Origin of the sequence: Synechococcus sp. MIT S9451, assembly GCF_047304725.1 — a bacterium.
GTDB lineage: Bacteria > Cyanobacteriota > Cyanobacteriia > PCC-6307 > Cyanobiaceae > Synechococcus_C.
In genome coordinates this window covers 1619401-1637295 of sequence record NZ_CP138971.1, presented here as the reverse complement: position 1 = coordinate 1637295, position 17895 = coordinate 1619401, and the positions used below count along the sequence as shown (strand labels likewise).

25 protein-coding genes and 1 tRNA gene are annotated in these 17895 nt (G+C 54.9%); 15 read left to right on the top strand and 11 right to left on the bottom strand.

Annotated features, from left to right (window positions below; translation table 11 throughout):
* Nucleotides 1-11: 11 nt before the first annotated feature.
* The 7 genes from SIB72_RS08420 to SIB72_RS08390 all read left to right on the top strand — a co-directional run bounded on the left by SIB72_RS08420 (nucleotide 12) and on the right by SIB72_RS08390 (nucleotide 4064).
* The gene (locus SIB72_RS08420) at nucleotides 12-1127 is read left to right on the top strand and encodes a Zn peptidase (RefSeq protein WP_413743617.1); all 1116 of its coding nucleotides are present in this window, start codon (nucleotides 12-14) and stop codon (nucleotides 1125-1127) included.
* A gap of 108 nt (nucleotides 1128-1235) precedes the next feature.
* Nucleotides 1236-1361: a hypothetical protein gene (locus tag SIB72_RS08415; protein WP_413743616.1), complete on the top strand. Its 126-nt coding sequence runs from the start codon at nucleotides 1236-1238 to the stop codon at nucleotides 1359-1361.
* A gap of 23 nt (nucleotides 1362-1384) precedes the next feature.
* Nucleotides 1385-1795 (top strand): YccF domain-containing protein, encoded by a 411-nt coding sequence (locus tag SIB72_RS08410; RefSeq protein ID WP_115120713.1) that lies wholly within the window; start codon nucleotides 1385-1387, stop codon nucleotides 1793-1795.
* 140 nt (nucleotides 1796-1935) lie between these two features.
* Entirely contained in the window at nucleotides 1936-2247 is a 312-nt protein-coding gene (locus tag SIB72_RS08405; RefSeq protein WP_115120712.1) for a hypothetical protein, read from the top strand.
* A gap of 83 nt (nucleotides 2248-2330) precedes the next feature.
* Nucleotides 2331-2510, top strand: a complete 180-nt coding sequence (locus tag SIB72_RS08400) for a hypothetical protein (protein ID WP_115120711.1) — start codon at nucleotides 2331-2333, stop codon at nucleotides 2508-2510.
* A 642-nt stretch (nucleotides 2511-3152) separates the two neighbouring features.
* Nucleotides 3153-3527, top strand: coding sequence for an AbrB family transcriptional regulator (locus SIB72_RS08395; protein WP_115017262.1), 375 nt, complete (start codon nucleotides 3153-3155; stop codon nucleotides 3525-3527).
* Between the two features lie 198 nt (nucleotides 3528-3725).
* Nucleotides 3726-4064 carry a hypothetical protein gene (locus tag SIB72_RS08390; protein WP_413743615.1) on the top strand — a complete coding sequence of 113 codons (339 nt, stop codon included), beginning with the start codon at nucleotides 3726-3728 and terminating at the stop codon, nucleotides 4062-4064.
* Nucleotides 4065-5061: 997 nt separating this feature from the next.
* Here SIB72_RS08390 and SIB72_RS08385 read toward each other — a convergent pair.
* The 4 genes from SIB72_RS08385 to SIB72_RS08370 all read right to left on the bottom strand — a co-directional run bounded on the left by SIB72_RS08385 (nucleotide 5062) and on the right by SIB72_RS08370 (nucleotide 8284).
* On the bottom strand, nucleotides 5062-5346 hold the full coding sequence (locus tag SIB72_RS08385; protein WP_413743614.1) for a hypothetical protein: 285 nt from the start codon (nucleotides 5344-5346) through the stop codon (nucleotides 5062-5064).
* A gap of 440 nt (nucleotides 5347-5786) precedes the next feature.
* Nucleotides 5787-5924, bottom strand: a complete 138-nt coding sequence (locus SIB72_RS08380; protein ID WP_115120707.1) for a high light inducible protein — start codon at nucleotides 5922-5924, stop codon at nucleotides 5787-5789.
* A gap of 881 nt (nucleotides 5925-6805) precedes the next feature.
* Entirely contained in the window at nucleotides 6806-7612 is an 807-nt protein-coding gene (locus SIB72_RS08375) for a hypothetical protein (protein WP_413743613.1), read from the bottom strand.
* Between the two features lie 270 nt (nucleotides 7613-7882).
* Nucleotides 7883-8284: a hypothetical protein gene (locus tag SIB72_RS08370; protein ID WP_413743612.1), complete on the bottom strand. Its 402-nt coding sequence runs from the start codon at nucleotides 8282-8284 to the stop codon at nucleotides 7883-7885.
* A 460-nt stretch (nucleotides 8285-8744) separates the two neighbouring features.
* Here SIB72_RS08370 and SIB72_RS08365 point away from each other — a divergent pair, with 460 nt between their 5' ends.
* Entirely contained in the window at nucleotides 8745-9086 is a 342-nt protein-coding gene (locus SIB72_RS08365) for a hypothetical protein (RefSeq protein WP_413743611.1), read from the top strand.
* A gap of 617 nt (nucleotides 9087-9703) precedes the next feature.
* Here SIB72_RS08365 and SIB72_RS08360 read toward each other — a convergent pair.
* Nucleotides 9704-9850 carry a hypothetical protein gene (locus SIB72_RS08360; protein WP_413743610.1) on the bottom strand — a complete coding sequence of 49 codons (147 nt, stop codon included), beginning with the start codon at nucleotides 9848-9850 and terminating at the stop codon, nucleotides 9704-9706.
* A 17-nt stretch (nucleotides 9851-9867) separates the two neighbouring features.
* On the opposite strand from SIB72_RS08360, the gene SIB72_RS08355 reads away from it, so the two are divergent.
* The 7 genes from SIB72_RS08355 to SIB72_RS08325 all read left to right on the top strand — a co-directional run bounded on the left by SIB72_RS08355 (nucleotide 9868) and on the right by SIB72_RS08325 (nucleotide 13533).
* Nucleotides 9868-10044 (top strand): hypothetical protein, encoded by a 177-nt coding sequence (locus SIB72_RS08355; RefSeq protein WP_413743609.1) that lies wholly within the window; start codon nucleotides 9868-9870, stop codon nucleotides 10042-10044.
* A 256-nt stretch (nucleotides 10045-10300) separates the two neighbouring features.
* Nucleotides 10301-10657, top strand: a complete 357-nt coding sequence (locus SIB72_RS08350; protein WP_413743608.1) for a hypothetical protein — start codon at nucleotides 10301-10303, stop codon at nucleotides 10655-10657.
* 39 nt (nucleotides 10658-10696) lie between these two features.
* Nucleotides 10697-10960, top strand: coding sequence for a DUF1651 domain-containing protein (locus SIB72_RS08345; RefSeq protein ID WP_413743607.1), 264 nt, complete (start codon nucleotides 10697-10699; stop codon nucleotides 10958-10960).
* 648 nt (nucleotides 10961-11608) lie between these two features.
* A complete protein-coding gene (locus SIB72_RS08340; RefSeq protein ID WP_413743571.1) occupies nucleotides 11609-11803 on the top strand; it encodes a hypothetical protein in 195 nt (64 codons plus the stop codon).
* 250 nt (nucleotides 11804-12053) lie between these two features.
* A complete protein-coding gene (locus SIB72_RS08335) occupies nucleotides 12054-12209 on the top strand; it encodes a hypothetical protein (protein WP_413743606.1) in 156 nt (51 codons plus the stop codon).
* Between the two features lie 209 nt (nucleotides 12210-12418).
* Complete coding sequence (locus SIB72_RS08330; protein ID WP_413745081.1) at nucleotides 12419-12493, top strand: DUF1651 domain-containing protein; 75 nt, start codon at nucleotides 12419-12421, stop codon at nucleotides 12491-12493.
* Nucleotides 12494-12618: 125 nt separating this feature from the next.
* A complete protein-coding gene (locus tag SIB72_RS08325) occupies nucleotides 12619-13533 on the top strand; it encodes a calcium-binding protein (RefSeq protein WP_413743605.1) in 915 nt (304 codons plus the stop codon).
* Nucleotides 13534-13738: 205 nt separating this feature from the next.
* Here the strand turns inward: SIB72_RS08325 and SIB72_RS08320 are convergent, their stop codons facing one another.
* The 6 genes from SIB72_RS08320 to argF form a co-directional block, all read right to left on the bottom strand.
* On the bottom strand, nucleotides 13739-14044 hold the full coding sequence (locus SIB72_RS08320; protein ID WP_413743604.1) for a hypothetical protein: 306 nt from the start codon (nucleotides 14042-14044) through the stop codon (nucleotides 13739-13741).
* A 146-nt stretch (nucleotides 14045-14190) separates the two neighbouring features.
* Nucleotides 14191-14263, bottom strand: a tRNA-Ala gene (locus SIB72_RS08315).
* 78 nt (nucleotides 14264-14341) lie between these two features.
* Complete coding sequence (lexA, locus tag SIB72_RS08310; RefSeq protein ID WP_115017292.1) at nucleotides 14342-14959, bottom strand: transcriptional repressor LexA; 618 nt, start codon at nucleotides 14957-14959, stop codon at nucleotides 14342-14344.
* A 19-nt stretch (nucleotides 14960-14978) separates the two neighbouring features.
* A complete protein-coding gene (locus SIB72_RS08305; protein ID WP_413743603.1) occupies nucleotides 14979-15788 on the bottom strand; it encodes an alpha/beta hydrolase in 810 nt (269 codons plus the stop codon).
* 115 nt (nucleotides 15789-15903) lie between these two features.
* The gene (locus tag SIB72_RS08300; RefSeq protein WP_413743602.1) at nucleotides 15904-16635 is read right to left on the bottom strand and encodes a putative 2OG-Fe(II) oxygenase; all 732 of its coding nucleotides are present in this window, start codon (nucleotides 16633-16635) and stop codon (nucleotides 15904-15906) included.
* 101 nt (nucleotides 16636-16736) lie between these two features.
* Nucleotides 16737-17693 (bottom strand): ornithine carbamoyltransferase, encoded by a 957-nt coding sequence (gene argF, locus SIB72_RS08295; RefSeq protein WP_115120687.1) that lies wholly within the window; start codon nucleotides 17691-17693, stop codon nucleotides 16737-16739.
* Between the last annotated feature and the right edge of the window lie 202 nt (nucleotides 17694-17895).

Below are 17895 nucleotides of genomic sequence, written 5' to 3'. Positions count from 1 at the left end.
TGCGGATCGCGATGGTCCGACGCCCGCTCACCGCCCTGGGCCTTGGCATCCTGCTCGTGCTGCCGGCGATCGCGAAGACTCCCAGCACCGAGCGCAAGCCTCGTGCTGGCTTGAATCAGGCCCCTTTGCCATCGGTGGAATCGCTGCTGGACAAGGTGCGGGACTTCCGTCCCGATATCGCCAGTGGCAAAACCTATGGAACCTATGTAGGCGCGCACCACAAACTGCTGGGCTTGTACTGGCGCCAGGTGGCCCGCGATCGCGTGGAGGATCTACCACTGGTGACCCTGATGGGACGGAACGGTCGCTTCTCCGGCTGCGGCCGCAGCCGGAGCGTCAATGCCTACTGTCCGGAAAGCAACGAGATCATCCTCAGCACCCGCGGGATGCCCCGCTCGCAGCGCTTCTCCAACGTCAGTCGACACCTGCTTGCCCTCACGGTGCTGGCCCATGAATGGGGGCACCATGTCAATCACCACAGCAACCGCGGCAGCTACAGCAAGCGAGAGGAGGATGCGGCCGATTGGCGCGCTGGACGTTATCTGGCATGGCTGCTGGACAACGAGGCGCTTGGGGTCAAGGACTTCACCGATGCAGCCAATCTCTTCTTCAGCATCGGCGATTTCCACATGGAGTCACCTCACAACAATCCGAAAGCCCGCTATGAGGCCTTCATTGCCGGCGTTGGCAGCGAACTGAAACCCGGTCTGCGCCGTGGCGGCTGGACCATGGACACACCGGAAACCTTCTCGCGGGTAACCAACAGGAAAGGCAACAGACGCGGCGAAGACGACAAGCCTGCAGGACCCAAGACCGTGAGGGCAGAGGTCTACCGCTTTGAAATTGAACGGGGGGGCCAGATCGCAGGCAACGTCTTCGGCGCACTTCTCGGGGTGGTCAACTGCGGCATCGGATCGGCCTCATCCTGCGCGAACTCCCTGAATCAACAAGGCAAAGCCAAGCCGGATGGCTGGTACCGCATCCGCACCATGCGAATCAATTGCACACGCAAGGATTTCGATATCGATGGTGACGGCATCCGCCGTCAACCCTTTCAGGGAGACCGCAAAGGCCAGGCCGCCGTCATCGCGGCACGCGCCTGCCAGCGACGGTCACCAGGGGCCTAGGGCAATCAGGCACACCTCAATCAGCGTCGCCAAGACACCGCTAGGGAGCACCCATCGACAGCCCGCAGGATTGCGTCAAGGGTGTAGGCAGAGCCCTAGGAAGGCGCCATGATCCATGCACGCAAGAGCGACACCATGAATGGCAAGCTGCTGGTAATGGCGATGCTGCTCTCGCTGCTCGCGGTAGCCATCTACGAATCAGTTCTGGTACGGGGGCTGAGCCCAATTCACTGACCCGATCGTCTAAGACGACCTCCATGATCTCGCTCCTGCTCAACCTTCTCTGGCTGCTGCTTGGAGGTGTTGTGATGGCTCTGGGCTGGTGGTTGGCGGGCCTGCTCTGTGCACTCACGATTGTTGGTTTGCCCTGGGCGCGTGCCTGTTTTGTGATTGGCAATTTCGCGCTCTGGCCTTTCGGTCAGGAAGCCGTAAACCGACGTGAACTAAACGGTCGCCATGATCTGGGCACAGGGCCCCTGGGGTTGGTAGGCAATGTGGTGTGGTTCGTCGTGGCTGGCTGGTGGCTGGCGATCGGTCACCTCAGCTCAGCCCTGGCCTGCTTCGTCAGCATCATCGGCATTCCCTTCGGAATCCAGCACATCAAACTGGCTCTGATTGCCCTTGCGCCGGTAGGAATGACGATTCAACCGATCACAAACAAGCGCTAACCTATTGATAACGACAGGAACGGAATCCTGAGGCTTTAATTCCTGCGCGAAAGGAAGCGCCTGTGACTGATCTCACGCCACGGAGTGATCGATGGCGGGAAGCAGAGCAAAGCCTCGCCATAGCTTCAAAAGCATGCCAAATGAAAACCGCCATGAAATGCATTCCCGACTCCGTGTCCGGAGAACGCCTGGCAGCCTTTGCCGCGAATGCACCCTGGCAAGGTGATGACGACAGCACAAGTGACTTGGCCAAACAGGTGCAATACATCTGCAATGACCTGGAGCTCATCCTTGGCGAACTCGATAGCGCAACCTTTGGGGGCGTTGGGCAGCATCAACAACGCGCGCTTCAGGGCAGCAAAACTGCTCTGAGAATCGCAATGCATCAGCTCCGGCAAACAACGGATTCCAGGCATGCCAAGACCAAACAACGACTCAGACACACCGCTTGACATTGTTGAAGTGCTGACTTAACCCACCTTGACGTTGCTTGATCACCACGGTGTGGTGAGAGCAAACCGCAAATCGTCTTGCGATGGAAGACCCCAGAAAAGACGACCTTCTCATCGACAAAGCACTGATGCTGAGCTATCGGCGGCATCGCAACGACTCGCTGCAAAATCTCTGTTTCTGCGATGCCTGCAAAAGGATCCGCACCAAGATCAACCTGCTCAACATCACCGATATTCGTCACGCTTTAGGCAAAGCCTGCTGAGAGCGATATGGACCCTGACGTGCGCCAGTTCGTGATTCTTCAGTTACTGGTGATCGTGGTGCCGGTAGGGACCCTCTTTGCCATTTGGATCGCGATGCTGGGGCGAGAACGTCGATGACTCGCCTTTGACTGAACCGCCGATTCCACCCATCGATCGACTGAAGCTTCCCAAATTGTGAAAGCTAACGGCACCAGTGCTCAGCACAACGCACTGGGGCGCGTATGCAGCAAAGATTGCTCAAGAGCCGGCGCGTTGACATCCTGATCAGACGCAACGGGTTGGTTGCGATGGACAGAGAGATGAGAACTGAAGCGGTGGTTCATTGGACACTGATTGAGGCCATCTCCACCCTGATCAAGAGCAACAGACTTCTGCCCCAGGGGATTGCTCCCTTCAGCATCTGAGGAAATCACAACGCTCTAGAGGAACATGAGCGAGCTGCAGGTCAGCAGAACAAGGACTGAATCAAGCCAGCCCAAATGATCCAAGGTGAACGAAAGGTGAACGTCAAGTACCACACCTGGGGTGGACTCGACGCTCAAAACGGACAACGGAAAGAACAGCAGCTGATGGAGAGCAGACCAAACGCTTGACGAGAAGAGATCGATACTGCATTAATAGATTAATCGGAGCTCTAAAGGATGCTTACTGGATCTGATCTACTGACCAAAGTCAAGGACTTAGGTGATGTCTCCAAGACAGACCTAGCCACTGCATGTGGCTATGTGTCTGACAAGAAGGATGGTGGCCAGCGTGTAAACTTCACCGCTTTCTACGAAGCCCTCCTCAATGCCAAAGGCATCGACCTTGGCACCGGTTCAGCCGGCATCGGCAAAGGTGGGCGAAAGCTTTCTTATGTGGCCACTGTGCAAGGAAACGGCAATCTTCTGATTGGCAAGGCCTACACGGCAATGCTTGACCTTGAGCCTGGCGACACCTTCGAAATCAAGCTCGGTCGCAAGCAGATCAAACTGATTCCCACTGGTGCCTCTGACGAAGAGGGCGGCGAGGAATAATCCTCCATCTACTCTGGCGTTCCTTTGATGCCCCCTGTTGACGCCTCAACAGGGGGCTTTTGACGACTGAAGCCGGCCAATCGTGCCCAGCCACGACAAAATGATTTACCGATTCACGACAGCCGGAGCAAAAGCATCATTAACAAAAGGCCAGTACTGAGTTCAGATCAATTTGAGCGGGCTGTTGCCGCCGCGACATTGACCACTGACGAAGAAGCATTGATCGACTTTGTGAGGTACACCGGAGTGATCGATGCACTGATCCTCAGGAAAGGTTTGTCCTTACCAGCCAAACCACCAGCGCTCTGTCTGCTCGCTGATGCATGCGAAAAACTGGGCACCGTGATACCTGATCACTATGCACAGATCATGCGTTGGTCTGCAGAGATCAGCCCTGACGCCATTGCTTGGAGAGGAAATTTGGTTTGCAGTCTTGCCTACAACAGCGATGGCATCGAGCTGTCACCCAATGCAGGCACGGCTTTGTATCACACCTACGTTGTTCATCAAGAACTGTTTACAGGCTTAGGTTTTTAATCGGTCCCATCAGTTTTGAAGCCTACAAACCAAGCAAAGCCCTGGCCAAGCCTCTACAGGATGCACGAGTCGGATCTCATCGCTCCCAAGCCAGACAAACCAGAGCACAGGCACCGATATCAGCCAGGGCACAAGCCCATTGGTCAATCAAGATATTTCACCAGGCAAGCTCCAGACCATCCCCGGTACTGAATCTGATTCGCAACAGCTCGCACAAACCTGACCTTATAAGAATTCACTCCTGTGACATATTGATTTACCAATCTGGAACAACCAATCCATTTATAGCCGGGAGGATCTGCCCTCACAACACACAATCCTGGCCGACTCCCCCTTGGCAATTGACCAATGACATCATTGGCTGGGGTGGGCGTGTATCGAACCAGCCTTTACTCCAACACATGCTCACCGGTGGATTGCAGAATGATTGAATCACCTATCGCAAAGCACTGAGCGCAGACATCCAAGTGCAGACTGGCGCGATGGAGAGACTGGGATGAAGCGCAAGCCATGCACCTCTCAGCAGGCATGAATCACTTCTGAGCTGGGAGCTCACGTGCGCGTCTTGATCGACCACAGGCAAGCCTGCGCCATGCAGATGCCATGACGTTGGGGATGGAACTGCGCAGCTGGGCTTGAGCCAAATCAAGCCTATGTGGTGAACACAAGGGAATCAAAAAGCGGAGACTGACCAAAGGGGCAGCAGCGTTGGGACTTGACAGATCCGTCGGCGGCTCCTGAATGGAACCGCCCACAGGGTTAAACCGAATGTTGGATCAGAAGCTTGAGCGCCTATTTCAGGACGCCGAAGAGCATCTGCGTAATCAAAGCTGCCGTTCGAGGTATGAGCGTTCAGTCATTCGATTGCCAGATAGCCGTCGCGGCATCTGGTTCGGAGACGACAAGCGAGCAGCCTGATCAACGCACCGCAGCAAAGAACTCGTGAACACGCTGGCCGTGATGAACAGCGTGTTCACGAGTGTCTGTTAATTGAACCTCAAAAGTTCAGGTAAAGACCAGGTCCGCCTCCTTCAACAAAGAGACGGAAGCCAGCACCGGGAGAGGCATAGCGTCGTTCATAGCGGTAGCGAGGGACATCACCATGGCGACGCAAAGACCTGTTATGACGTTCCAGCTGCCGGATTTGGCGCTGCTGACGGCGCAGCTGTTGCCTGTATTCAGCCTTGGAAGCTGCTTCAGCTGGAGGGGACAGCAAGGCCGTCGACCCGGTGCCAAGGATCAGACCGACGGCTGTCATGGCTGCGATTGATTTGATAGTCATGGCTCTGATGGATTGGATGAAAAGGAGGTCATCCCTCCGATGGCTTCACCCTCTCCACCGATGTGGTGAAAACAAGGTCACACAACTGGTGAAGTCCTGGTGAATCAATCCTCAAGTGGAAACCCCTTCCAGCCTGAGCGAAGGCCACTGGGCCTGTGATCCCGTTTCGGACGTTCAGTCTCAAAACTGAGGATTCAACTTGACCGTTGCGCTGGACGATCTCGGCCGGTCGGATTGAGTCGATGACCAGCTTCGGTTCTGAAAAAAAAGCCGAATCCCTGCCTAGAGGAACTCGGCCGCATCAAGCAACGACATCCATAGATGGTGAATGGCGATGTTGCCACCTACACCAAGAGCGGCAATGAACATGGCAAAGCAAAAAAGCTGAGCATGTTCCGCCCTGCTAGCCGGCGCCCAGACATCAGGCTCAGCAAGGCGTTTCATCCAAGACCAACCTGGGAGAGAATTCCTTGCCCCGTCAGAAGCTCGGTACCGAGACCAATGATGAATCCCATCATGGCGAGACGCCCGTTCCACTGCTCAGCAAAGGCAGAAAAGCCGAAATTCGAATCGCTCATCAGAAACAAAGAAACTTGAACCTTTGTAACAGATCGTTGCGGCCCGGCGCGGATCAAATGCGCTCATCGGCTCACCCTGCTCAGTTGTCCGCCCATCCAGCCGAGCAGATCAAGCCAAGGGCAGCCCAGCAGACGAGCAGCCTGAGCCGGAATTCGCGATCAGCCATTGCGGCTCGTTAGACCAGTCGTAAAGGCCTCGACCCAGGTAGACGCTGTGACAAGAGACAAGAAAAAGCAGGCTCTAGAGGAAATGATCCGCAGGGCAGCCGAAAACCTCAACCTGAGCGAGGAAGAAGCACGCGCTCACATCAATGAGCAGTTCAGGAAGCTCAAAGGCGAGTGAGCAACGAGTCGAGATGTAGCGATGCAGCTCGATCAGCTACTGAATCCGACCTTGATCCAGCTCCCTCAACGCCTCATACGCAGCCCACAGCCCCGTCTGAAAGCTGCAGCTATGACTCTTGTCGCACACTCGATATTTGCCGAGACCTAGAGCATCGATCGTGGATCCCTTGGACGTGCAGCAGATTCGACTCACAAAAGCCATGTTGATCTGATTGGGCATGGGATGGTCTATCGCGACGAGAACACCCAACTCAAACGACCGTTACCCATCTAAATTTCCCTATCCAAAGGTATAAACATCCGCGTACACGCATGGATGGAGCTCAGCAACAAACCCCTTGAAAATATTCAAGACAAGCCGGCTAACCCCATCGTGACGACGATATTGGCGACTCCCCTGCGCGAGATCGAGCCCTGGATCAACTGATGCCTGAGCAAAACAGGATTGCTGCAACATTTTTTTGCCGCAGCATCATTTTCAGAGATCGAGCGCAGTCATCACCGACAAGGTGATGTTTTAGCAATGGCATAGCGGGTCAAGACTTCGGATCGAGCTGGTATGACTTCCGAGGCAATTCAGTGACCTTATGAGGCCCATGTTCTCTGATCGCCTGTAAATAATTGGGATCAGCAGCCAAGTCATCAGCAAACTTGTCATTGACAGCCAACTGGTCATACCAGTGAAATAATCTCTCTTTGAATTCGTCCTCAGAGTAGGAGCGCAGACCTTTTTTGATCTGCATATGCAGGGCATGGTTCTTTTTCTTGACTCCGTCATAAGCCTGCTTATCTGGAAGACGCGTCATTTTGAACTGTCCCTTGTACAGGAACGGTAGCCGCAGAACATGCTTCACCAGTTTCCAATGTTTATTAACAGCGGTCTTAGATTCGCCAAGATCCCAGCCAGAAGATTCAATCTCAGCCATCATCAATTGGAAGCAGATCCTGGTCGCTGTATTTCGACTGATAGTCGCTGAGTCATGAGCAATCTTGAAAACCCCATTCCGTCCCATATGTGGGAAGATTTCAAGGCGTGTGGTTGCACCCAGCGGAGGGCGACTTGTTGTCGCGAAATAGAGACTGCGTGGAAATGAAGCAACCTTTTTAGGCAGAGGCAGCCCCCCTTCCAGTTGAAAGGCTTGCGTCACACGAGGCCCTCCAATCTGAAGCCTATGCATGGTCTGCCCATCTTTATCAAAGGCTTGCCGCGAAACCACCGTTCCTTCAAGGGTGATGAAGTTTCCGGTGAAGCGCTGAAACCAATCCGTCGCACCTGGGATCTCTGTAATGAGCGGGTAAGGGCTCTGGATCTCCTGATGGCTGTCCGTAGCGGTGCTGTCCATTGCATCACCCTATGCAGCCGACGCTCTTCTGCCCGTTGCCAGAGCTAGGGGTATGGCCAAGACTGGCGATGAAGCGCCCCAGAACGAGCTGGACATTGGGAGCCCAGCTTGGGCCGAAGCAGCGGTAAAAAGGGTCACAGCAGACCTTGAGCACGTCTGCAATAGCGGCGAATGAAGAGATGGTGTGCCCATCGGAGGGATGCGCCCTCCAGCCCTCGTCACCGAAAACACTGAATCAGTCCAGGACCCTGCGTCATTGAAGGAGGAGCATCAATGCAGGTTGGCCATCTTGTCGACACTGGAGCCAATCACCTCCACAACAAAGGCCTCCATACCATCAGCATCGATGCCAGGGTTGAGCCGGAACAGGAATGCATTCACCCATGCCGTTTCCTTGTTGTTAGTTTCATGGCCACGGTCTACAAATCCAGGTTTCTGCTTGAAAAGATGCAGCAGGATGTCCAACACATTCTGCGGCGAAAGATTTTCCGGGTCGATCGAGGGCAGAGATTCTCGGACATCTAGAAATGAGATGGAGGCTGTGTAGTCGAAATCCTCTGGAAGCACTGAGAGATCATTGGTGACTGATGGAGGGATCGTAGCGAGAGCCCAAAACTGCAACGAGGGGCTGAAATCATGGCTGCCGCCTTGAGGGCAAAGGCGCTGGAACACTGAAGACAACGCGCAGACCAAGAAGACGATGACGAGGTATCAAAAGTTGTCACTGGTTCGGTTCATTCACCTCTGGCTGTTCGGCTTTCACCCCGCCGAACCCAGTAACCTCGTTTACAATTTAGAAACGTTGGTCCCCACAAAGGACGCAGTTCGATCTCAAACAAGCAACGGGGTTTGAGGCGCTGTCGGTCGTTGCCATGAACACCCTTCTGATGATCAAAGAGAAAGAGATGAAGGCTCGACGCCTCCATCAGGCTCAGCTTTGCTTTGCCGCCCATTCAGAGGGCATTGATTACAGATCAGCTCACCTATCACCTGCGAAGCTTGCGTCTCTAGCGAACTGAGCTGTTGGCTTCATTCAAAGAAACGTTGCCCCGCTCAAAGCGGGGTTTTTTGATTGATCTCTCCAGGTCAATTGAAGTTCGTTTGATACCCATCTGCGTGGAATGATGCAGAGATGGGAATGACTCTCGAACAAGCTGAGCAGACCATCGAACAGCTCTGCAAGCAAGGGGCTCTAGAAGAAGCCACCTTTCGATGCGCTGCGGACATCATTCGCCGATGCGCTGAGGGCAGCAGCAGCTGCCAGGAAGAGTTCCGCCCGATTGACACTGCCGATGCACTGGCTGTCTGGCGACGCGAAGACCTCGCGCGCTGGCAAGACCACCACGACGCGGACGCGTTTGCCGAACGCTTTGGGGTTGGACACGGCAGGTCCTATGGCTGCATCGAACAGATGTTCAGCTGTACCGACTATGAGTTCGTCTTCGATCTCTTGCAGCAGATCCTGATGACGTAAGCCACTGGCTGGCTGACAGACCCCATCCAGCCACTGATCCGCACCAGCCTCAATACAGCCGCATTGCAAGTTTCATGGGTGAGGGGACGGAGAAGTCTTGTCTCTTCAAAGAAGCTGACGCAAAACATCTATTTTCCAATCCGAGATGGGTTCGCTAGATGTCTGCACGGCATCCCATCAAAGACAAGCCACTGCATGGCGGCAGCTGGGTTCACTGTTTCGTGTTCTTGCCATTGATCAGAGAGTTGGTTTAGTGGAGCAGCTTCTGCAGAGGTATGGCCCGCGTTTTGAAGGACTCCTGGATTCCGCTATCGATTGCAACCTTTTCGCTAACGGCATTGGTCTGGCTGGAACTCACTGCGTCGTAATCGCTTGAGCCCGGTGGCGGCTGAAACGGTTCTGAAAGAGAGCAGCATCAATCCAAACTCCACAACGTGTTGGGTCGTTGGGGTGTGGCCCGCTGGTCAGACGCTTGGTCTGCTGATGGCCCGGCAGTGTGTGAAGGTCACAGAGCAGGAAACGGACAACAGGTTGGCCACACCACGAGGGGAACTGGTCTACACCTCAATCCAGTTGGAGTGGGTTGAGGGCAAGGCTTTTCTGAAGCGACAGATGAGCTATTGCTCCTCACTGACTAACCAGCCTTCTCCATCCTTCTGCAGGCGCCAGTCAACGAGATCCTGACCCTTCTTTCGCATAAAGCCAAAGATGGGAACTGCTGACAAAGCGCTGTCGGCTCCCTTCAGCAGAGATACAGAGGTCATGATGTTGCATCGTTGAGATGCCTATTGATGCGGCCCATGGCCAGCCAGTTGGGGAGTGGATCCACGATGGGAGGCATCAGACGTTCCGCGCTACGGCGTGCCCATTGCGGGCTTTGGATTACGACGAGTCGCAGATGAAGGAGAGCGACGTGGAGAGTCGAGAGCAGCGTGCGGTACTGCTTTACGACTGCTGATCAGGGCAGGCCAATCAAAACGCCCACCAGCGCAGAAACCAGTGAGCAACTTGGGAAATCGAATGGAGCCAAGGAGACTCGAACCCCTGCCCCCCTGCATGCCATAGAGGGTAAATAAGCCTCATAAACTACTGCTATCACTGGGCTCTTCTTTATTTAATACAAATTGTATGCGCAGAAAGATGCGCAGATTTGTCCTATCCTTTCCTCAGTGGCAAAAGGTATTTTGTCGACTCTTATTTCCGCATGACTGGCCATGGCACGCGCCACTACGGAAGAGACCACTAGTCGGATTGATCAGCTCCAGGGGCTGCTCCTTGCTGGTGAACCAAATACAGCTTGTCTCGAATTCGCGAGACAGCAGTGGGGTATCTCAAGGGCACAGGGCTACAAGCTCCTGAAACGAGCATGGGCTCAGATCAAGGCCGACGTCGATAAGACCGGGATTGATCGGCAGGAGATGTTGGCATGGTCGATCCAAACGCTGATGGCCGCAGCTGGTCAAGCAATGAAGCAGAAGAACCCTGGAGCGGTTGTGAGCTGTGTGCGTCAGCTGGATTGGATGACTGGTTTAGGCGTCAACTCAACGGTTACACACCGCACTAGGTTCTGAGGCAATCTGCAGCACCTGCTGTTTCGCCATCCTGTGGTGATGCCAAGCAAGGATCGCCCTCTTGTTGATCGCCACGCCCCGAAGAACGGGGTCGGCTGGCTTGTGAACGCCCAGCAAGGGAAGGTCTGCAGCTTTACCAACGCCAATCCAACGGCGCACGCGCAGTGGGTCATTGTCGAGACCAGACCGCTACGGGGTGGTGGTCAGCCTGTGGTGCGCAGGATGCTCAGGCACAACGCCATCGAAGCCTGGGAAACGATGCAGAAGTCCGGCGGGTGGAAGCGGTGCCCGCCTAGGTGGTGATGTCGATCCCGCAGTGTGCGGGGTCAGTGAATATCAAAATCCGTCCCATGCCTTCTAGCAGGTGCCAGAAGTGCTGTGATCTTGAAGGAGTTGAGGGGCCAAGTGATTGCTAACTGCAGCCTGGGTTTCTTTCACGACCTATACAGAAATACTCAAATTTTGAATAATATTTGGCTGATTTCGGCCAGTCTCCTTCACTTACGTCAATGCATGGCGTGTCTTTAGATATTTGATATCCCTGCATGGCAGCCCTAACCATTGAGTCACAGTGGTTGGGATCCTGTTGAGCCGTTGCTGGCTGTGCTGCAAGCAAGAATGGCAGTAAAAGTAGGAGTCGTTTCATGCCATTAGTGTCGCAGATACCACGCTTAATGCCTGAAATGAATTCGTTTCTTGGTGGGCAGACCATCTGACCATCATCCGAGTGTGCAAAGCAATCGAAGCCTGGGAGACCATGCAGAAAGCAGGTTGGCAGCGTTGGCAGCCCAGTTGGTGACTGGGTTCTGAACCGTTCACCAGAGCTTCACCAGAACTTGCCTGCTTCCCCACCACATCCAGGCACTGGGGTTCACCAGAGGGGCTGTGATCTTGAAGGAGTCGAGGGGGCACCACCCCCACACATCACTCACTCAACTCACTTTCAAAACCATGACTAATTTCAACACTGACTACAACACTGAACTGCTCGATCAAGAGCTGACTGACGACCAACTGGAGGCTGTCGCAGGCGGCGGCTTCTGGAAAGACGTTGTCAACGGTGTCGTTGGCTTTACTCCTCTTGGCCCTATCAACCGCATCTCTGGTGCATTTGGTGGCCCCACCATGGGTGATCTCGTGGAATGACGACCACCTCCTGATCGAAGAGAAGAGGCAAAAAGCCCCGCCACGAGCGGGGTTTTTTATTGGTTGTGGTGTCTGCACTTCAGTCTCTTACTGGCATCTGAGCCTTTCACCAGAGCTTCACCAGAACCTGCCTGCTTCCCCACCACAACCATGCACTGGGGTTCACCAGAGGGGCTGTGATCTTGAAGGAGTCGAGGGGGCAACACCCCACACATCACTCACTCAACTCACTCAACTCACTTTCAAAACCATGACTGAACTCAACACTGACTACAACAACACTGAACTGCTCGATCAAGAGCTGACTGACAACCAACTGGAGGCTGTCGCAGGCGGTGCCTTTTGGATGATTCCGGCAGTTCTTCCGATTGTTGTTGAAGTTATTAGGCAAAACAATAAGCTGTGAATTGATTTGCAGGTCACCCACTAAGCCCCGCCACGAGCGGGGTTTTTTATTGCCACCCTGCTGAGGGTGAGAAGTTGAGAGATGGAAGCGAGCTAAGGCAGTGCCTACGGCTGTCAGTAGCTAGCTGATCTCTGCTTTGGTCATTGATGTCCTAGAAGATCAGACCAATCGACAGGGCCGTAACCGCCTTCGATGAGCTGCCTGCAGCTGTGTTGCGACACAACGCGATTGAAGCCTGGGAGACCATGCAGAAGTCAGGCTGGAAAAGGTGTCAGCCCAGGTAGTGATTCGCTTTTGAGTCCCTGTGACCAACATCACAGCTGCTGGTGAGGCAGGTCACCAGGTGAACTGTTGAGTCGGCCGATGGTTGGTTCATCGAGAGGGGAGACCCTCCACCGCTTTAGAAGTAATGGCTTTTAAATTTCTCATGCCTTGGCAGCAAACTTACCAAGGTGGCAATGCAAATGACTGGGTATACAGTCATTCTGGGAACAAGAGAATAAATCTGGGGGAGGGTGACAACTTTCTGCTGAGTTTGAGTGGTAATAACGAGGCTAGATCGGGAAGTGGTGATGACACTTTCATGATGATGGGTGGGCATCAAAAAATTTTTTCGACTGGTGGTGACAACCAAGTATTGACGTCTTGGGGCGACGATTTTATTAAACTCGGATGGGGCGACGATTTTGTTTTTAGCGGCGCAGGGAATGATTATATCGAGGTTGGCGGAGGTGACGATATTGTTTACTCAGACATCGGAGATGATTGGATCCATGCGGAGAGCGGCAAGAATAAAGTATATTCAGGGTTCGGGGATGATCAAATTATATTTCAGTCAGGGAAAAATTATGCAGATGCAGGGGCTGGCAATGACTTTATTAGCGGCTACCTCTCTACTGGTGACAATGAGTTTTACGGCGGTTATGGTAATGATGTGTTAATTGGCGGGTATGGACTTGATGATTTCAATGGCGGCAGTGGAAATGATTACTTAGACGGGAAAGAGGGGCAAAATGTCTATCGTGGGGGCGGGGGTGCAGATGTGTTTTTCTTGCAGTTAGGGGCTGATCATCATCATATTAAGGATTTTAATTCTTTAGCTGGAGATGAGTTGGTCTTCGGGAAGGATGGAGTTCCTTGTGAGTTTGAGGGGCTTAAAACAACCGTGTCTTTAATAGAAGGCGGCCTTCAACTTAATGGTCATGGGATGATGCAAGGCAAAAAGTTGACCTTCTCGATTCAATCTCAGTTTGATTTCGATGGCTTTCATCAGTCTGATGACATCTTTGCCTTGGAGCAGGTGATTCTTGATAAGTTTGGTTGACTTAGGGCCTTTGGGCTCTCTACTGCTGCGTGATTGGCTAGGGCGACCAGGATAAGGACGGCAAAAGCGGGCTGATCAAACCCCCGTCAGAACAATTCACGGCCTCTGCTTCGGTAGGGGCTTTTTGATGTTTTCACTGCCACCCTGCTGAGGGTTGAGATGCTGAGAGATGAAAGCGAGCTAAGGCAGGGCTTGGCGAGGATCCCTATCCCAGCTTTGTGGACACCTTCGGGGCATTAACCGGCGACACACACACGATCGGTTGAAGGCGGGGGTGGCGCTCGTCCACCAGCTGCTTGAGCTGGCAGACCTTCAAAAAAATATCCCCGCTGCAGGCCGGGTTCCATGGCACCCCCAGCTGCACCGATTGCCGCGGGTTCTGGTGCTGCTTTCCATCATTGATGCGGCGGGTGAGCTGGGTATCACCGTTGCGATCAGCGATGCCCCAACCCAGTCCACACCTGTCTTTTATCTGCCCACGAAGGCGGGCGAACCACTTCTGCTGAGGCATGTGCGCAGAACAATTCCTATGCGCAGAATCATGCGCAGAAATGGGCAGACATGGGACTACCCAGGTAGGACACGATGCGCAGAAGGGCACTAAAAAAGCGGCATTTCTGCCGCACAAAACCCCGTCTAGGACAGTGTTTTTAAGAATGGAGCCAAGGAGACTCGAACTCCTGACCCCCTGCATGCCATGCAGGTGCTCTACCAGCTGAGCTATGGCCCCATGGTCGTTGGCTGGGCCCTTGAGCCAGTCAATCGACGTGAGGAAGCTTACACCGGCAGGGTGCGCACTCCGTCAGGCTTAAACCTGCCGCCACACAGCAACGAGCTTGCCCTGCACCTGCACCTGATCAGCGGGCAGCTCAATCGGCTCATAGGCAGGATTGGCGGCTTCCAGTCGCACAGTGCCCCGACTGCGATGGAAGTGTTTCAGCGTGGTGCCACTGCCTGGAACCAAAGCGCTCACGATCGTGCCCTCGCGTAGCCGAGACGCCTCCACGACTGGCTCCATCAGCACCACATCACCATCGGCGATATGTGCATCCACCATCGAGTCACCATTCACCGTGAGGGCAAACAGTCCCTGCGTCTCCAACACAGGAACCAAATCGAGGCGTTCCTGCACATCATCAAAGGCCTCCACCAAACCACCCGCGGCAACAGCACCGAGCACGGGAATACCAGACGCCAGTCCCCCCAGCAACTGCAGGGTGCGGGCCTGCCCCTCCTGCCAAGTGATCCAACCCTTCTGCTGCAGATGACGCAAGCGACTCTGCACCGGAGCAGGCGAACGCAACCCCATCGCCTGCATCATCTGGCGAATCGAGGGGCTGTGGTGATTGACACCGATGTAGTCAGACAGCCAGTCGTACAGCTCTTGCTGCGCGGGGGTCAGGGGCTCAGGGGTTCCAGCAGGCACCTAAAGAAGGTCCGATCGGTCAATACATTTGTACCGGTGGGTCGGCAGGATTGCAAGGCCGACCAGGCAATCCTGCCGACGCCAACGACGACAAAAACCCGAGGCTGCTCTCACACACCAGCGGCCACTCGGCATCGGCGGTGATTGCGTGACTACTGCGCTCCAGCCAAACCAGCTGTTTGGCTGAGGCCCCGGCTTGGTTCATCAGCCGCCGCACGCCACGCTCGGTCACCACGTTGTCGCGCCGACTAGCGACCACGAGCATCGGCTGATGGACCGCAGCTAAGTGTTGACGCACCTGAGCGATCAAACGCAGCACCAAACTGCTACAGATCACGGGATAGCGGTCATACGACCAAAGCCGATCCGCCGTTCTGGGATCTGCGTAGTCGCAGGGGGGCTTGGCCACTGTCTTCACCAGTCGGATCAGCAGTGGAGCGAAAAAGCGCCGCACGTCTCGACTGCCGATCGGCGGTGAATACAGCATCAGTCCGCGAATTTCAGGGAAGCGCAATGCAGCTTGCAGCGCCAGAATCGATCCCATCGACAGCCCTCCCAGCACCACCTGCTGCCCACGCTCGAGCTGGGTGCGCAGCAAGCCATCCACCTGATCAATCCACTGCTGCGGACGGATCGGCAACAGGTCCTTCAACTGTGTGCCATGGCCAAGAAGCAGGGGCACCTCAACCGAGTAGCCCTTGGCATGCAGCGCATCAGCGAGCAATGCCATCTCCGCCGGGGACCCGGTGAAGCCATGCAGAAGGATCACCGTGACCGATCCACCTGCCAATGAGATTGGAGCCGGGCTGGCCTCAGAAACGATTGCCATCTCCGCGTCTCCAGGGCAAACCGATCAGATCCATCAGTGCAGCGTGGCAACAAGCTGAACGAATCAACACCAAAGCCATCAACAGCCCATCTCCAGAAAGTTCACCAGAGCCTGATCAGAATCCTTTGGCTGAAGGTCGATAACTGGAAAGAGAGACATTGTCGACAGCTTGCGTCGACTGGCGGGGCTGTTGAATCTGACTGGACGATGGCGCTGCATGCGCTTGGGACTTGGGCACAGCAACAGCATTGAACGCCAAAGACCAACGTTCCCCATCACCACGGAAAGGCATCACAGAATGGGGTTGCCAGGCTGGAAAAACGTAGAAGTCGCCTGGAACGGGCAATACGTAATGCGACATGCCAGTGCGGAACGACTGCACATGCCACTCTTCAGGTCCATGAAAACAAAGCTGGCCGTCAAAGCTGTTGGCGGTGATCTGTGGGGGCACAGCCAGAAAAATCACACCTGAAAAGCTGCCCCCATGGGTGTGGGTGGGGTTGTAATCGCCAGCCTTTTGACAGTTGAGCCACAGATCAATTGGCTTGAGCTCGTAACGACCAGGAACCCAGGGGCCCCTCCCCTGGGGAGGCTGCCGGTCCATGACATGGCGAATCCAACGGTCACAAGAAGGGAGCAGATGCTCAACCATCAACTCCTGCACACCAGGCTGATCCGGTCTTAATTCGCGTTGATGACTGAGCTGACCAGCCAACTTGACTGAAGCATCGGCACTCGCTTCTGGATTGTCGAGAACGGACTGACTGACACTAAGAAGGGTCTTCAGAAGAGAATCCGGTAACTGGCCCTTAAGGATCGAACGCGGGAAAAGATCCAGAACCTCCACGGGCAGCGAGTCAATAAACCATCATCTTCACATTGATCGAGCCAATCGCTTGGTTCATCAGGAGCGAAAACTCTCACCGCAGCGAGCGAGCCAGTGAAGGCTTACAACCCCCCCATCAACGCTGCCAAGAGAGCTTGCTGGGCATGCAAACGATTCTCAGCCTGATCAAAGATTCGGCTGGCACTCCCCTCCATCACCCCTGCACTGATCTCCTCGCCACGATGGGCAGGCAGGCAGTGCAAAACAATGGCGTCTGGCTCAGCTTCTGCCACCAAGGCTTCATCGAGGCAAAAGCCCTTAAAGGCCTGTTCACGCTCCGCCTGTTCCTGCTCCTGGCCCATGGACGCCCAGACATCGGTGTACAGCGCCTGGGCACCCTTCACTGCAGCTACTGGGTCACTCGTCACCGTGATCTGCGCACCAGCGACGGCAAGAGCCCGTGCCTGATCAACGACTCCTGGCAGTGGCTCGAAGCCTTCAGGGCAGCCAATCCGCACATTCACACCCAGCAGAGCGCCGCAGATCATCAACGAGTGGGCCACATTGTTGCCGTCACCGACGTAGGCCAAGGTCTGCCCCTGCAGCTCTCCGAAGGCCTCCTGCATCGTCAAATAATCAGCCAGGGCCTGGCAAGGATGCTCCAAATCGGTGAGGGCATTGATCACCGGGATCGACGCCCAGTGGGCGTAATCCACCAACTCTTGCTGGGCGAAGGTGCGGATCGCCAGGGCATCACAAAAACGACTTAACACCCTTGCGGTGTCTTCCAAAGGCTCGCCGCGACCGAGCTGGGTCACCTGAGGATTGAGGTCAACGGTCTGGCCGCCAAGCCGGGCCATTGCCACTTGGAAACTGACACGGGTACGGGTGGAGGCCTTGGTGAAGATCAGGCCCAGAACCCTGTTACCCAAGTCGATCCGACGGTCGCCCGACTTCAACTGCTGAGCCAACTGCAGCAAAGCGGCGGCCTGTTCGGCACTGACATCCTCTGACGACAGGAAATCTCGGCCGCTCAGAGGCGAGAGAACGGAAGCGACCCCCTGAGTGGCGGTAACCATGGATGTCTTCTAAAGGAACTTTATCGGGGATCAGCCCCCCTCTCGTCAAGGGGATTCGGATAACCAGAGATGAATCAGTCGGCACGGACGCATCGGCAGACAGGGTCTGCGCCACCGAAATCACCTTGGTGAGCTGACAAGCGCAAGCCGTGTTGCCGTCCTTCAGAGCGCCATCCACGCCATCGCCAAGCTCGGATCAGCG

Excerpts from the sequence above, each read along its gene's own strand:
- SIB72_RS08420 (WP_413743617.1), top strand. The coding sequence starts at position 12 with ATGGTCCGACGCCCGCTCACCGCCCTGGGCCTTGGCATCCTGCTCGTG.
- SIB72_RS08415 (WP_413743616.1), top strand. The coding sequence starts at position 1,236 with ATGATCCATGCACGCAAGAGCGACACCATGAATGGCAAGCTGCTGGTA.
- SIB72_RS08410 (WP_115120713.1), top strand. The coding sequence starts at position 1,385 with ATGATCTCGCTCCTGCTCAACCTTCTCTGGCTGCTGCTTGGAGGTGTT.
- SIB72_RS08405 (WP_115120712.1), top strand. The coding sequence starts at position 1,936 with ATGAAAACCGCCATGAAATGCATTCCCGACTCCGTGTCCGGAGAACGC.
- SIB72_RS08400 (WP_115120711.1), top strand. The coding sequence starts at position 2,331 with ATGGAAGACCCCAGAAAAGACGACCTTCTCATCGACAAAGCACTGATG.
- SIB72_RS08395 (WP_115017262.1), top strand. The coding sequence starts at position 3,153 with ATGCTTACTGGATCTGATCTACTGACCAAAGTCAAGGACTTAGGTGAT.
- SIB72_RS08385 (WP_413743614.1), bottom strand. The coding sequence starts at position 5,346 with ATGACTATCAAATCAATCGCAGCCATGACAGCCGTCGGTCTGATCCTT.
- SIB72_RS08380 (WP_115120707.1), bottom strand. The coding sequence starts at position 5,924 with ATGAGCGATTCGAATTTCGGCTTTTCTGCCTTTGCTGAGCAGTGGAAC.
- SIB72_RS08375 (WP_413743613.1), bottom strand. The coding sequence starts at position 7,612 with ATGGACAGCACCGCTACGGACAGCCATCAGGAGATCCAGAGCCCTTAC.
- SIB72_RS08365 (WP_413743611.1), top strand. The coding sequence starts at position 8,745 with ATGGGAATGACTCTCGAACAAGCTGAGCAGACCATCGAACAGCTCTGC.
- SIB72_RS08360 (WP_413743610.1), bottom strand. The coding sequence starts at position 9,850 with ATGACCTCTGTATCTCTGCTGAAGGGAGCCGACAGCGCTTTGTCAGCA.
- SIB72_RS08355 (WP_413743609.1), top strand. The coding sequence starts at position 9,868 with ATGCCTATTGATGCGGCCCATGGCCAGCCAGTTGGGGAGTGGATCCAC.
- SIB72_RS08350 (WP_413743608.1), top strand. The coding sequence starts at position 10,301 with ATGGCACGCGCCACTACGGAAGAGACCACTAGTCGGATTGATCAGCTC.
- SIB72_RS08345 (WP_413743607.1), top strand. The coding sequence starts at position 10,697 with ATGCCAAGCAAGGATCGCCCTCTTGTTGATCGCCACGCCCCGAAGAAC.
- SIB72_RS08340 (WP_413743571.1), top strand. The coding sequence starts at position 11,609 with ATGACTAATTTCAACACTGACTACAACACTGAACTGCTCGATCAAGAG.
- SIB72_RS08335 (WP_413743606.1), top strand. The coding sequence starts at position 12,054 with ATGACTGAACTCAACACTGACTACAACAACACTGAACTGCTCGATCAA.
- SIB72_RS08325 (WP_413743605.1), top strand. The coding sequence starts at position 12,619 with ATGGCTTTTAAATTTCTCATGCCTTGGCAGCAAACTTACCAAGGTGGC.
- SIB72_RS08320 (WP_413743604.1), bottom strand. The coding sequence starts at position 14,044 with ATGCCTCAGCAGAAGTGGTTCGCCCGCCTTCGTGGGCAGATAAAAGAC.
- SIB72_RS08305 (WP_413743603.1), bottom strand. The coding sequence starts at position 15,788 with ATGGCAATCGTTTCTGAGGCCAGCCCGGCTCCAATCTCATTGGCAGGT.
- argF (WP_115120687.1), bottom strand. The coding sequence starts at position 17,693 with ATGGTTACCGCCACTCAGGGGGTCGCTTCCGTTCTCTCGCCTCTGAGC.